We start from the raw sequence: 12,895 nt of genomic DNA, 5'->3' as shown, positions 1-12,895 counted from the left end.
CTCCTACAGCAACTGTTTGCTACGCAGGAAATCACGGGCGACCTGCTGCGGTGACTGATGGTCGATATCCACCTTCTTATTCAGTTCGGTGATAACGTCATTATTGAGCTGGGCTGATAGGGTGTTCAGCGCCTCCTCCAGCCCCGGATTAGCCTCCAGCGTGTCTTTTCGAACAACTGGCGTCACGGCATAACTCGGGAAGAAGCCTTTGTCATCTTCCAGCACTTTAAGATCGAAGCCCTTTACGCGCCCGTCGGTGGTGTAGATCAGCCCCGCATCGACAAACCCGTGGCGCACCGCGTTATAGACCAGGCCCGGATCCATCTGGCGGATCTGCGGGCGGTCCAGCTCCATGTTGTAGGCTGCCTGCAACGGTTTCATCCCGTCGCTGCGCCCGGCAAATTCCAGGTCAAGGCCCAGCAGCCAGTTGTTATCCGGATCGGTTTTACGGATCTGCTCAATCTTTGCCACCATCTCAGACATGGTATTGATATGTTCAGCCTCGGCGCGCTTGCGCTGCATGGCAAAGGCATAGGTATTGTTCATATCGGCAGGTTTAAGCCACACCAGACCGTGCTTCGCATCGAGGCGTTTCACCGTCTCGTACGATTCCTGCGGCGACATGCGTTTGTTGATGTGGTTGAAGATGATCAGCGAGGTGCCGGTATACTCCCAGGTCATATCAATCTGCTTGTTGATCATCGCGTTACGGGAAATCACCGTTGCAATATTGGTCTGAGGCTGTACCTGAAACCCTTTCTTTTGCAGATACTGCACGGTCATGGCCGAGAGAATGTGCTGCTCGGTAAAGCTCTTGGTGGCCAGGATCAGCGGCGCGGCGAGCGCCTGGCTGGTGAAAAGCGCGGCGGCGCATAGCGCCGTCAGCCCGGAAAACAGTCTCATAGAAGCTCCTTGTTATAATTATCGCGCGAGATGCGGGCTCAGTAATCGGCCCAGTGCCGCCAGCAGCGTATCCAGAATCAGGGCGAACAGAGCGGTGGCCGCCGCGCCCAGGATCAGCGTCGGGAAATCATTCAGATAGATCCCAGGGAAAATCAGCTCGCCGTAGCTGCTGGCGCCAATCAGGAATGCCAGCGGTGCGGTACCGACGTTAATCGCAGTGGCAATGCGAATACCGGAAAGCATCACCGGCCAAGCGTTTGGGATCTCAACCTGACTCAGGCGCTGCCATTTGGTCATGCCGATACCGTTTGCCGCTTCCAGCAACGACGCGGGAACAGAGCACAGCCCGGCATAGGTGTTACGCACAATCGGCAGCAGAGAGGCCAGAAAGAGGGCGATAATGGCCGGTTTATCACCGATGCCAATCACCACCATCGCCAGTGCCAGAACGGCCAGCGGCGGCAGGGTGTTGCCCACGTTAAAGATTTGCATCACATATTCGGCGATACCACGCGCGGCCGGACGGCTCAGCAGAATCCCGCTTGGAATACCCACCAGCAGGGCAAAGAACATGGATGAAAAGACCAGAATCAGGTGCTGTTGCCCGAGGTAAATCAGGTCAACCTGGCGCGCCTTAATCGTCTCCAGTCCAATTCCCCAGGTGAGGAGAGCGAGAACCACGATAATCGCGCCGACAAAAAGCAGCGAACGTTTAAGTAATGGGTGCATTGCGGTGTGTCTCCCTGTGCGCATGCGTTATAGCAACCACCGGTTGCCTGTTGTTATGCCATGTTTCGGCAGGGGTATTTCACCTATAGCAAGCGAAACGGAAGGGTTCCAGCGAAGGGGGTAAATCAGTAACCCTATGAAATTAGTGACAACCTGAGTGAAGCCTTATGGCATAAGGGCTGTCAGTGGGCAGGCAGAATAGTCTTAAAGAAGTACGCCTTACGTGACAACGTCACATAAAGCGTGCTGATTATACCTGTCGACTGAGCGCGGCGCGCACCTTGCGTACGCGCCACGAGATGCGGACGATAGAGAAGGCGGCGACGATTACCAGCAACAGGCCCAGCGCCAGCATCGCGTGGAATCCAAACTCTCTGAACAGGATCAGCCCCGCGATCCCGCCGCTGATAAAGGAGAAAAGGGTAGTTAAATGGGTTTTGAGCTGACTCTTTTGCGCGGCCGTATCTTTGGAGTAATCCCGGCGCAGCATGGCGACCATAACGGAGGCCAGCGAAATGCCCGCATCGGTCAGCGTGCCGGTGATGTGCGTGGATCTCACCCGACCGCCGGATAGTTGAGTGGAGGTGGAATTATGAATTCCCATCAACCCGCACAGGAAAATAATAATCTCCTGATTCGTGGCGAAGGAGTGAAAATACATTTCGTACAGGGATACCCCGGCCAGTAATAGCCCTTCAACAAACAGAACCTGGCTGAATACCAGCCTGACGTTATGGATAATCCCCCAGATAACAATAATCCGCGCAGCGATGGCGCCTGAGACAAACGAAAGAATAATGGCGCCAAAGAAAAGAATATCGCTGAGATCGGTGGAGGAAACTTCGCTGGATAGCTGCGAGGTATTGCCCGTCATATGCGAGGGAAAAAAACCGAACGCGCCCAGCGCAATGGCATTCAGCAGTCCCGCGGAGGTCGCCAGCCAGAGGGCAAGACGACGATCCTCCTGATGCGTTCGTTCTTTCTTTAATTTAATCAGCAAAGAATACCTCCGGTTTGAGCTTTGCCTGAATGCTCAAGCTAACAAAGCGATGTCGCTGGCTGACCAGGATATTGCTTAATTATTATTTCTACGGGAGGTGAGCGAGGTTTTGTAATTAAATAAAACAACCCTGTTAATATAAAGCCTTATTTCCGATGGCGCGACGTCGTAAAAGTCAGCACCCCTGCACTCAGGAGTAATATGCTGCTTAAAGCGAAGGTGCTCTGCCAGCCAAAGGTATCAAACACCACGCCACCCGCCGTTGAGCCAAGCGCAATGGAGAGTTGGATCACCGCGACCATTAGCCCGCCGCCAGCCTCGGCATCTTCCGGTAACGTACGGGCGATCCACGTCCACCAGCCCGTAGGGGCCGCAGTTGCCAGCATTCCCCAGAAACCTAACAGCAGGGCCACGATCCACAGGCTGTCCCCGGTGAGCATTAATACCCCTGCAATGAGCGCCATAAGCAGCGGTATGGCCATTAAGGTGGGGTAAAACGCGGCATTCAGGACCAGCGCGACGATCAGCGTGCCGATGAAACCTGCGATACCGATAGTGAGCAGGATCAGCGATAAGCCGGAAGGACTGACGTGGGTGACGGTTTCGAGGAAGGGGCGCACATAGGTAAATAACGCAAACTGTCCCATGAAGAACAGGCCGCACGCCATCAGACCCACCGAAACCGCAGGCTGGTGGAGCAGGCGAAATACGCTTTTACGTGGCGACGGCCGCTGGTTCCCGCCCATGTTGGGCAGGCTAAAATATTGCCAGATGAACGCCACAATCGCCACGGGAACCAGGCAAAGAAACGCGCCGCGCCAGCCAATGGTCGAGCCGAGATAACTGCCCAGCGGGGCGGCGACCACCGTCGCCAGCGCGTTGCCGCCGTTAAAAATCGCCAGCGCACGAGAGACCTGATGCTGAGGCACCAGCCGAATGGCGGTGGCAGCAGACATCGACCAGAAACCGCCGATGGCGATGCCGATCAGCGCCCGGCCTGCCATATACATCAAAGCGTTTGGGGCGAAGGCGATAATGATCCCTGACAGCGCCATCAGGACGGTCATGCCTGAAAGAAGATGTTTGCGATTCATATTCCCGGCAAGCCGGGAAAGAAAAAGGCTGGTCAGGACAGCCAGCGCACCAGAGAGGGCGATCCCCTGGCCAGCCGTCCCCTCTGTCACCCCTAAATCTCTGGCGAGGGGCGTGAGCAGACTGACGGGCATAAATTCCGAGGCAATGAGGACAAAAACGCACAGGGTCATGGCAAAAATACCGCCCCAGTGTGCACGCTCAGCATCACGGGATGAGGTTTGATTCAGTGTGGACATAGGTGTAATTCACGGCGAAGAGAAGATAAGCCCCCTGATTGCCGGGGGCTAAGAGAATTAATTCAGACTGGTTTTGAAAAACTGCCCGAACTGCGCGAACGGGATTTTCCCTGCGACGTTATCGTAGAGATCAACGTGATTCGCACCGGGAACAATCACCAGTTCCTTCTGTTTGCTGCCGACAGCTTTAAACGCATCTTCCGCAAAATAACGTGAGTGCGCGTTTTCACCGGTCACAATCAGCGTTGGGATGGTGATCTCCCCGGCATAGCTCAGCAGCGGCATATTCATAAAGGACAACGGCATGGTCGCGGTCCATGCGCCGGTGGAGTTTACGGAACGGGCATGGAAGCCGCGCGGCATACGGTAGTAATCATAGAACTCTTTCAGTACCGGATGCGGATCGGCGGGCAATGCTTCCGGCAGAATACGCCCGGCCGCCGTTACCTTACCGTTTTCATCGACATAAATATCGTGGCCGCCATGGGCGAAGGTGCCGCTTTCAGCATCTTTCCAGCGTTGCGCGTTCAGATACTGCAACACGGCCCGGCGATCGGCCGCTGAATAACGATCTCTCCCGTCGCCCACGCCGTGACCCATCGCGCGGCTCATATCGTACATTACGCTGGTGGCGACCGCCTTCACGCGGGTATCCATGGATGCCGCGTTCAGCGCCATACCACCCCAGCCGCAGATCCCGAGAATGCCGATACGGTTACGGTCGACTTCTTTCTGTAATCCGAGGAAATCCACTGCGGCGCTAAAGTCTTCGGTGTTGATGTCAGGGGAGGCAACGTTACGCGGCTGGCCGCCGCTTTCACCCGTGTAGGATGGGTCGAAGGCCAGGGTCACGAACCCCTGTTCAGCCAGAGTCTGGGCGTAAAGACCACTGGATTGTTCTTTTACCGCACCGAACGGTCCACTGACGGCAATCGCCGCCAGCTTCTGGTCGCCGCTGTTCCTGGGAATGTACAGATCGCCGACCAGGGTGATCCCGTATCGGTTCTCGAACGTCACCTTGCGGTGGTCGACTTTATTGCTCTCGGCGAAGGTCTTATCCCAGGTTGTCACCATCGAAACGGGGGCGGCAGGATTTCGTGTTTCTGCATAACTCATTGTTGTCACTCCACTTAATGATGCGCATAGCAGCAGCGCAACGGACAGTTTTTGGGTGAATGTTTGCATAAGAGGTACCGTGTGTTGTTGTAATGCGGTCATTATAGTTAGCAGAAATAGTGCTGATTAGAGGCCAAAGGATGCTAAGATTAATATCATATTGTTATGAATTGATGAGGCATGATGGCGAAGCGGGAAAACTACAATGAGCTGTATCTGTTTATCCAGGTGGTGCGGGAGGGAAGCTTCACGGCAGCCGCGCAACGGCTCGGGCTGGCACAATCCGGGATCAGTCGATCGGTTCGCGAGCTGGAAGAGCGGCTGGGCGTTCGGCTTCTGGTGCGTACCACGCGCAAACTGTCGCTGACCCACGCCGGGGAGCAACTTTACCAGACCGCTGGTTCAGCCTTTGATGCGCTCGATACCGGGCTGACCAGACTGGCGCATTACCGCCAGACGCCATCCGGCACGGTGCGCATTAATGCCAGCCAGCACGCCATCGAAAAATGCCTGCTGCCAAAGCTCGCTATCTTCAAACAGCGTTACCCGGATATCCGTCTGGAATTGATGAATGAGAGCCGGTTCGTGGATATCATTGCCGAGCGATTCGACGCGGGCGTCCGGCTTGGGCCGGAGGTGGGACAAGGCATGATTGCCGTGCGCATCACGCCCGATATGGAGATGGCTGTGGTTGCCGCTCCGGCGCATTTTCGGCGCTATGGTTTCCCGCAGACGCCCGCCGATCTGGATGCTCATCCCTGCATTGCCTACCAGTTTGCCGACGGTAACCACTATCAATGGGAGCTTGTTCAGGACGGGAAGCATGTTACTCACCGCCCGGAGGGGCAATGGGCCTTTTCCGACAGCTACATGGAGGCTGAAGCGGCCCGGCTGGGACTCGGGCTGGCCTATGTCCCGGTTGAGCTGGTGGCTGACGATCTGGAGCGTGGCACGCTCATACGCGTCTTACAGCGCTACAGCCTGCGGATGGACGGACTGTACCTCTATTATCCACACCGCAACGTATCCCCGGCGTTGAGAGCGGTGATTGATACGCTGAATATTTAGGGTGCCTCTTCGCTACGGTCTATACAGCCCCTACGTTTGTGATACGCTACTATTTTATATAGCGCAGCTCAACTAAGGCTCTGAAATGACAAAAATAATGCCAGAATATACGGTAGTTGACTTATCACGTTGGGCAAGAAAGGAACACTTTGAAGTATTTCAGGGCTTTGCTCAATCTACATTTAACCAAACGGTTCAGCTGGACATTACCGTGCTGCTAAAGCATATCAAAGAGGTTGGCTGGAAATTTTATCCTGCGATTATTTCCCTTATTTCTGACGTCGTAAACCGGCATCCGGAATTCCGTATGGCCATGAAGGATGATGAGCTTGTAATATGGAATGAGGTTCATCCAAGCTATACCCTTTTCCATAAAGAAACGGAGACGTTTTCATCGTTATGGAGTCATTACGATGGAAATATTCACCATTTTCAGCGCGTTTATGCAGAAGATGTCGCCCGCTATGGCAATATCCTTGCTTATTGGCCTAAGGAAGAGTCCCGGGAAAATATATTCTTCATATCGGATATTCCGTGGGTCAGCTTTAGCAGTTTCAACGTCAACGTCGCTAACATGCGGAATTTTTTTGCGCCCATGTTCACGTTTGGAAAATACTATAACCAGGATGGAAAAGTCTTGTTGCCTTTCGCCGTTCAGGTCCATCATTCTGTCTGTGACGGTTTCCATGTGGCCAGGCTGATCAACGAGTTACAAGAGTTGTGTGATAATTTACCGCACCATTCAGAGGCGCTCAACGTGTGATTCACGTGTTTTTAACATACGCCTGACGAGGGGAAATAATGGAACCGAATTTTACGCCAGAACAGATTGAAATGATTAACCGCATTGTTTTCGAGCAGATCGAGATCATGCATGAGAAAGTAGCTGAAATAATCGCAGATACAGAGACGGTGGCGCATCAGCGCCTGAAGGATAACGGGATCACTACGACAGATTTCTATCCTGCAAATAAAAACTTCCTGATGATGACCCTTGTACAAGATCTGATAGATAAAGTGCACGGGGGCGATAAGGACCTGGCCAAAACAATGATAACCATGGAAGCAAAAAGGCTGAATATCAGCGTAACCGTTGAGGCGGACAAATCAAGATAACAGGACGTATTTTCAGGGTTACGGTTGATGAATATAAGGTTCAGCCGACCTTAATAAAGCCGCGAGCCGTTTCCGGCCCGCGGCGGCAGGACAGGTGATGAGACGTTCTGACAATCAGGCGGCTTTGACGGCCCGGATTTTTTTGCTGCTGTCCGCATCTGATGCTGTTTTATCCGTTTCAGCATTGAGCTCGGGAAGCTTGCTGGTACGCAGGATATGCTGCACGGACTCTTTCTGCTCGGCGAGATAAAGACCAAGGTTCTCCGCCTGCGTTTCATCCATCTGCATTCCGCTTTGCAACAGCCAGTCGGTAAACGCTTCTGCCATATCGAGCAGCTTGTCGTGAGCGTCAGCCTCTTTCTTACTGGCAAATGTCATTTTTTCTTCACCTTTTCTTACGACAACAAATTTTGTTTCAACAGCCATTGTGCACCCCCGTATACTGTAATTATATACAGTATAGCAGTTGTGACGTTGTGTTGCAGCAAAAATGTGCGAGCCTGGCCTGCACAACGGGTGGACAAGCCAGGTGCTGTTATCGGTACAGCGTTTTTTCGGCAATCGGGATCAGCAAAGTGGACTGCCATTCCGCCAGCGTCAGCTGGGCAAGTTTACCCAGCGCGGTGTAGAACGGATGGGCCGCGTTTTCAACGAATACGCTAAGGAAACGCGTGCTCCATGGCAGCAGATGCCAGGCAAGAAGTTGGTCGCGTTCTGTTTCGCGACCGTTCTCGGCAAGCCATGCCGCCAGCATCAGCAACGTTCCGAAATGATCTTCGGGCTCATTCTGCTGCATCTCAAAGGCGATATGGTTTTCACGCATCCACTGACGCAACGCGAGGGTCGAATCGCCAAACAGCACGGACTCGCGATCAAGCCAGACTGAGCCCCACGGGGGGGCGGGCAGGGCATACGGGCCAATAAACAGACGCTGCCAGGCGTCTTTCAACGCTTCATCCGATGGGGTCTTAAACATACTGGCGACAGGCAGCAGATTTTCCTCCGCCAGCGGCCAGTCCTGAACCCAGTCACCTGCGGTCAGGGCACTCACCAGCGGCGCGGTCTGCTCGCTGTCTGGAGCGAAATAAAACAGCGCGCCCAGTACCCGGGCGCTGAACGCGAACGATTCGCGGTGTGAGACGTCATTCATTACAACTTTCCTTACTTGCGCGCGGGTAGCCCCGCGCACCTGTGTTAACCTGCAATTGCTAACCCTGCGGTCATATGCAGACCATAAAATAGCCCTCGGCCAATCAGTTCACCCAGCGCCACCAGCACGATACCTGCAAACAGGCCGAGCGTTTTTGGCTCCTGACGACGAATCAGCGGGCAGATCCAGCAGCCTAAACCCGCCGCCAGCAACGCGATGCGCCATACCTGAAGCGAACCATAATCCGGAAGCAGGGCGTTAGCCTGCTGGATGGAACTCTGTATTGTCCCCAGCGTATTGCTTTGCAACACGACGACCGCCACGCAGACGATAAGTGCCAGTACGCTGACTGACGCGGCAAGAGTACCTTTGAATGTCACGTTTGCGACGCGCAGCAGCAGCGCGGCCAGCAGAGGACCAGCCAGAACCATCGTCAGGAAGAAGCTCAGCGTGGTGTAACCCGTATACCAGGTCGGGACAGTCTCAATCTGATAGACACGGGTCATCGCCCAGACAAAAACGATGCCCAGGATCTGGCTGACAACCAGCCAGATTTTGCCCAAAGCTGGGGGCATTTTACCGATAACCGACACCAGCCACCAGAAACCGCCCACGGCAAAGAAGATCGAACCCGCCGCGATCTCATTACTCAGCGCTGACGCGCCCACGCGGTTAAGCGAGTTGAAAGCACGCAGCGGGGAGCCAAGATGCAGTACCGAGGCCATAAACCCAATACCCATTACCAGCCAGAGACAAAACAGGCTGCGCACGATACGCATTCTGGCCTTGTCATCATTTTCCTTTAGCCAGACGAAGCCCATCACGATTAACGCGCCGGCCACGCACTGCCCGAAAACGGTGAAGATCACCAGCGGCCATTCATGCCATCCACTTCCCATCTCACACCTCCTTCGGGTTTGCCAGGTAGCCGGTGGTGTCACCCGTCGGACGGCTGTTGGCGTTAGGTTTAATCACAATACTCGGCTTCGTGAAGTGCGCAGACGGCAGCGGCGCGACGGCAGCAAGCTGACCGTGTTTTTTGCGCAGCTCTTCAATCGGGCCAAAGTCCAGCGCGCGCAGCGGGCAGGACTCGACGCAGATGGGCTTTTTGCCGTCCGCCACGCGGCTGTGGCAGCCGTCGCACTTGGTCATGTGGCCTTTGGCGGCATTGTACTGCGGCGCGCCGTACGGGCAGGCCATGTGGCAGTAGCGACAGCCGATGCAGACATCCTCGTCCACCACCACAAAACCGTCGTCGCGCTTGTGCATTGCCCCGCTCGGGCAGACCTTGGTGCAGGCCGGATCTTCGCAGTGGTTGCAGGCAATCGACAGGTAATAGGCGAAGACATTCTGATGCCAGACGCCGTTGTCCTCCTGCCAGTCGCCGCCCGCATATTCATAAATACGCCGGAAGCTGACGTCCGGGGTCAGGTCTTTGTAATCCTTGCAGGCCAGCTCGCAGGTTTTACACCCGGTGCAGCGGCTGGAATCAATAAAAAATCCATACTGGGTAGTCATCGGTTAATCCTTATGCCTTCTCGATCTGCACCAGGTTCGTGTGCTGCGGGTTGCCTTTCGCCAGCGGTGACGGGCGGTGCGTGGTCAGGGTATTGATGCAGGAGCCGTGATCGACACGATCGCCATTCATGTTGGCGTCATGCCAGGCGCCCTGGCCCATCGCGCTTACGCCGGGCATGATGCGCGGGGTGACTTTCGCGGCAATACGCACTTCGCCGCGGTCGTTGAAGACGCGCACCATATCCCCGTTTTTGATTCCACGTTGCTCCGCATCCACAGGGTTAAGCCACACCTCCTGGCGACAGGCGGCCTGGAGCACATCCACGTTGCCGTAGCTGGAGTGGGTACGGGCTTTAAAGTGGAAACCGAACAGTTGCAGCGGGAACTTGCTGCGCTCGGGCGCGTCCCAGCCTTCAAAGGTTGAGGTATAGACCGGCAGCGGGGTGATGGTTTCGTCTTTTTGCAGTTCCCAGGTTGCCGCAATATCCGCCAGCTTGCTGGAGTAGATCTCGATTTTGCCCGACGGGGTTTTCAGCGGATTGGCATCCGGATCGTCACGGAATTTTTTATAGGCCACAAAATGTCCGTTAGGATCTTTGCGCTTATAAATACCCATTTTTTTCAGCGCATCGTAGGATGGCAGCAGCGGATCTTTGGCGACCATTTTGGCGTACAGGTAGCGCAGCCACTGCTCCTGCGTACGGCCTTCGGTGAATTTCTGATGGATATCCGGTCCGAGGCGTTTCGCCACTTCACTCATGATCCAGTAGATGGGCTTGCGCTCGAACTTCGGGGCGGTAACCGGCTGGAGAAAAATCAGGTATCCCATGTTGCCGGCGTAATCGTTGGGGATGATATCTTCCTGCTCGACGGTCATCAGATCCGGCAAAACAATATCGGCATACTTCGCGGAGGAGGTCATAAAGTTGTCGATGACGACGATCGTTTCGCACTTGTTCTCATCCTGCAAAATGTCGTGAGTTTTGTTGATATCGGAGTGCTGGTTGATGATGGTATTACCCGCGTAGTTCCAGATGAACTTGATCGGCACATCGAGCTTATCTTTGCCGCGTACGCCGTCGCGCAGGGCGGTCATCTCCGGTCCACGCACGATGGCATCCGTCCAGCTGAAGCAGGAAATTTGCGTTTTCACCGGATTTTCCGGCAGCGGCATGCGTTCGATGGTGATGGTGTAGGTCGATTCGCGCGCGCCGCTGTTGCCGCCGTTAATGCCGACGTTGCCGGTCAGGATCGGCAGCATGGCGATGGCGCGGGACGTTTGCTCCCCGTTAGCCTGACGCTGTGGGCCCCAGCCCTGGCAAATGTAGGCCGGTTTCGCCGAACCGATTTCACGGGCCAGCTTAATGATGCGATCGGCAGGGATGCCCGTTATGCGAGACGCCCACTTCGGGGTTTTCGCGGTTTTGTCATCACCCTGGCCGAGAATATAGGCTTTGTAATGACCATTAGCCGGTGCGCCTTCCGGTAGGGTTTTTTCGTCATAACCCACGCAGTATTTATCGAGGAAAGGTTGATCGACCAGATTTTCATTAATCAGCACCCACGCAATACCTGCCACCAGCGCGGCATCGGTGCCCGGACGAATCGGGATCCACTCGTCTTCACGCCCTGCGGCAGTGTCGGTGTAGCGCGGATCGATAACGATCATCCGCGCGTTTGACCGTTCGCGCGCCTGCTCAAGGTAGTAAGTGATCCCGCCGCCGCTCATGCGCGTTTTCGCCGGATTATTGCCGAACATCACGACCAGTTTGGTGTTTTCGATATCCGATGTGCTGTTGCCGTCGTTGCTGCCGTAGGTGTAGGGCATTGCGCAGGCGATCTGCGCGGTGCTGTAGGTGCCGTAGTGGCTGAGGAAGCCGCCGTAGCAGTTCATCAGGCGCGCGACCAGCGAGGCATAAGGGGAGGAGCGGGTGATGTTGCCGCCTACAATTCCGGAGGAGTAGTTAATGTAGACCGCTTCGTTGCCGTATTTTTCGACCACGCTTTTCAGGCTCGCGGCGATGGTGTCCAGCGCTTCTTCCCAGGTGATACGCTCAAACTTGCCTTCTCCGCGTTTGCCCACGCGTTTCATCGGATAGTTCAGACGGTCTGGGTGATTAATGCGACGGCGAATTGAACGGCCTCGCAGACAGGCGCGAACCTGATGGTTGCCGTAAATATCCTCGCCGGTATTATCCGTTTCAACCCAGTAGACTTCGTCATCGCGAACGTGCAGACGTAGCGCGCAGCGGCTACCGCAGTTTACCGAGCAGGCGCCCCAGACAACTTTGTCTTCTGCGGGCTGAATAGCGGACTGCACAGCGGCGGCGGCGCTTTTCAGACCAAAAGGTAATGCGATCCCACCGGCGGCAAGCGCAAGGGATCCTATGGCAGTAGATTTAACCAGAGTTCGACGGCTTATACCGCCGTGATGTTCAACTTCGGACATAACTCACCCCATCATTGTTAATAATTATTTTCACCCGTGACTACAACCGGGCTAATGATGGGGGGAGTGTTACTTATTTAGAGGTATTAAATATTAATCCTCGTCAAATCAGGGGAATTGAGTGGGAAAATCATTGCGGCTCAGCGGGCGCATTCTCTTGCGTACCTGCGCCGCTCACCGGGTAGTTGCCGCTACTGGTGCGGGTGTACAAAATTTTGAAAGTATCGTTGGCACAATGCCCAACGACCTGCGCATCCGGCTGATCGGCCTGATCGTTCGGGACGATGTTCAGGGTAAAGCCAGACTCCGGTACGCCGTTGTTGATAATCTTCTGCTGAATGTCGCTTTTCACGCGCTCGCAGGAGTCCGGGGCCGCAAGAAGAGCGGGTGAAGCACTCATTAACAGCAGGGCGGTAATCCAGGGTAACCGTTTCATCTGTAGCTCCTTTTCACTGTGTGGACTGTAAGCATAGCAGGGTTAGGGTAAGCTTTTGTTTTTGGACCTGTCTTTCTGA

The 12,895-nt window shown here is 54.8% G+C and carries 14 protein-coding genes; 3 read left to right on the top strand and 11 right to left on the bottom strand.

Going from position 1 to position 12,895, the window contains the following annotated elements; all coding sequences use genetic code 11:
* Positions 1-3: 3 nt before the first annotated feature.
* The 5 genes from osmX to O1722_RS12880 form a co-directional block, all read right to left on the bottom strand.
* A complete protein-coding gene (osmX, locus tag O1722_RS12900; protein ID WP_100151272.1) occupies positions 4-903 on the bottom strand; it encodes an osmoprotectant ABC transporter substrate-binding protein OsmX in 900 nt (299 codons plus the stop codon).
* Positions 904-921: 18 nt separating this feature from the next.
* A complete protein-coding gene (gene osmY, locus O1722_RS12895) occupies positions 922-1,632 on the bottom strand; it encodes an osmoprotectant ABC transporter permease OsmY (RefSeq protein ID WP_032648184.1) in 711 nt (236 codons plus the stop codon).
* A gap of 250 nt (positions 1,633-1,882) precedes the next feature.
* Entirely contained in the window at positions 1,883-2,632 is a 750-nt protein-coding gene (locus O1722_RS12890; RefSeq protein ID WP_017384553.1) for a YoaK family protein, read from the bottom strand.
* A 146-nt stretch (positions 2,633-2,778) separates the two neighbouring features.
* A complete protein-coding gene (locus O1722_RS12885) occupies positions 2,779-3,963 on the bottom strand; it encodes an MFS transporter (protein ID WP_033487065.1) in 1,185 nt (394 codons plus the stop codon).
* Between the two features lie 57 nt (positions 3,964-4,020).
* On the bottom strand, positions 4,021-5,148 hold the full coding sequence (locus tag O1722_RS12880; protein WP_033487064.1) for an alpha/beta hydrolase: 1,128 nt from the start codon (positions 5,146-5,148) through the stop codon (positions 4,021-4,023).
* 114 nt (positions 5,149-5,262) lie between these two features.
* Here O1722_RS12880 and O1722_RS12875 point away from each other — a divergent pair, with 114 nt between their 5' ends.
* The 3 genes from O1722_RS12875 to O1722_RS12865 all read left to right on the top strand — a co-directional run bounded on the left by O1722_RS12875 (position 5,263) and on the right by O1722_RS12865 (position 7,263).
* Positions 5,263-6,147 carry a LysR family transcriptional regulator gene (locus O1722_RS12875; RefSeq protein WP_033487063.1) on the top strand — a complete coding sequence of 295 codons (885 nt, stop codon included), beginning with the start codon at positions 5,263-5,265 and terminating at the stop codon, positions 6,145-6,147.
* Positions 6,148-6,232: 85 nt separating this feature from the next.
* Positions 6,233-6,910, top strand: a complete 678-nt coding sequence (gene catA / locus O1722_RS12870; RefSeq protein ID WP_015570622.1) for a type A chloramphenicol O-acetyltransferase — start codon at positions 6,233-6,235, stop codon at positions 6,908-6,910.
* Positions 6,911-6,948: 38 nt separating this feature from the next.
* On the top strand, positions 6,949-7,263 hold the full coding sequence (locus O1722_RS12865; protein ID WP_033487062.1) for a hypothetical protein: 315 nt from the start codon (positions 6,949-6,951) through the stop codon (positions 7,261-7,263).
* 114 nt (positions 7,264-7,377) lie between these two features.
* On the opposite strand, the gene O1722_RS12860 is transcribed toward O1722_RS12865, so the two are convergent.
* The 6 genes from O1722_RS12860 to O1722_RS12835 form a co-directional block, all read right to left on the bottom strand.
* The gene (locus O1722_RS12860) at positions 7,378-7,689 is read right to left on the bottom strand and encodes a YebG family protein (protein WP_017384548.1); all 312 of its coding nucleotides are present in this window, start codon (positions 7,687-7,689) and stop codon (positions 7,378-7,380) included.
* A gap of 109 nt (positions 7,690-7,798) precedes the next feature.
* Complete coding sequence (dmsD, locus tag O1722_RS12855; protein ID WP_015570619.1) at positions 7,799-8,413, bottom strand: Tat proofreading chaperone DmsD; 615 nt, start codon at positions 8,411-8,413, stop codon at positions 7,799-7,801.
* Between the two features lie 44 nt (positions 8,414-8,457).
* Positions 8,458-9,312: a dimethyl sulfoxide reductase anchor subunit family protein gene (locus O1722_RS12850; protein WP_058686655.1), complete on the bottom strand. Its 855-nt coding sequence runs from the start codon at positions 9,310-9,312 to the stop codon at positions 8,458-8,460.
* A 1-nt stretch (position 9,313) separates the two neighbouring features.
* Entirely contained in the window at positions 9,314-9,931 is a 618-nt protein-coding gene (locus tag O1722_RS12845; RefSeq protein ID WP_017384545.1) for a DMSO/selenate family reductase complex B subunit, read from the bottom strand.
* 10 nt (positions 9,932-9,941) lie between these two features.
* Positions 9,942-12,380 (bottom strand): selenate/tellurate reductase subunit YnfE, encoded by a 2,439-nt coding sequence (ynfE, locus tag O1722_RS12840; protein WP_033486748.1) that lies wholly within the window; start codon positions 12,378-12,380, stop codon positions 9,942-9,944.
* A 130-nt stretch (positions 12,381-12,510) separates the two neighbouring features.
* The gene (locus O1722_RS12835; protein ID WP_003857424.1) at positions 12,511-12,816 is read right to left on the bottom strand and encodes a DUF1161 domain-containing protein; all 306 of its coding nucleotides are present in this window, start codon (positions 12,814-12,816) and stop codon (positions 12,511-12,513) included.
* Between the last annotated feature and the right edge of the window lie 79 nt (positions 12,817-12,895).

It is taken from the genome of Enterobacter cloacae complex sp. HYC003_NIDB (genome assembly GCF_056673375.1).
The sequence above is the reverse complement of the archived record's forward strand: the minus strand, read 5'-3'. Positions and strand labels throughout refer to the sequence as shown.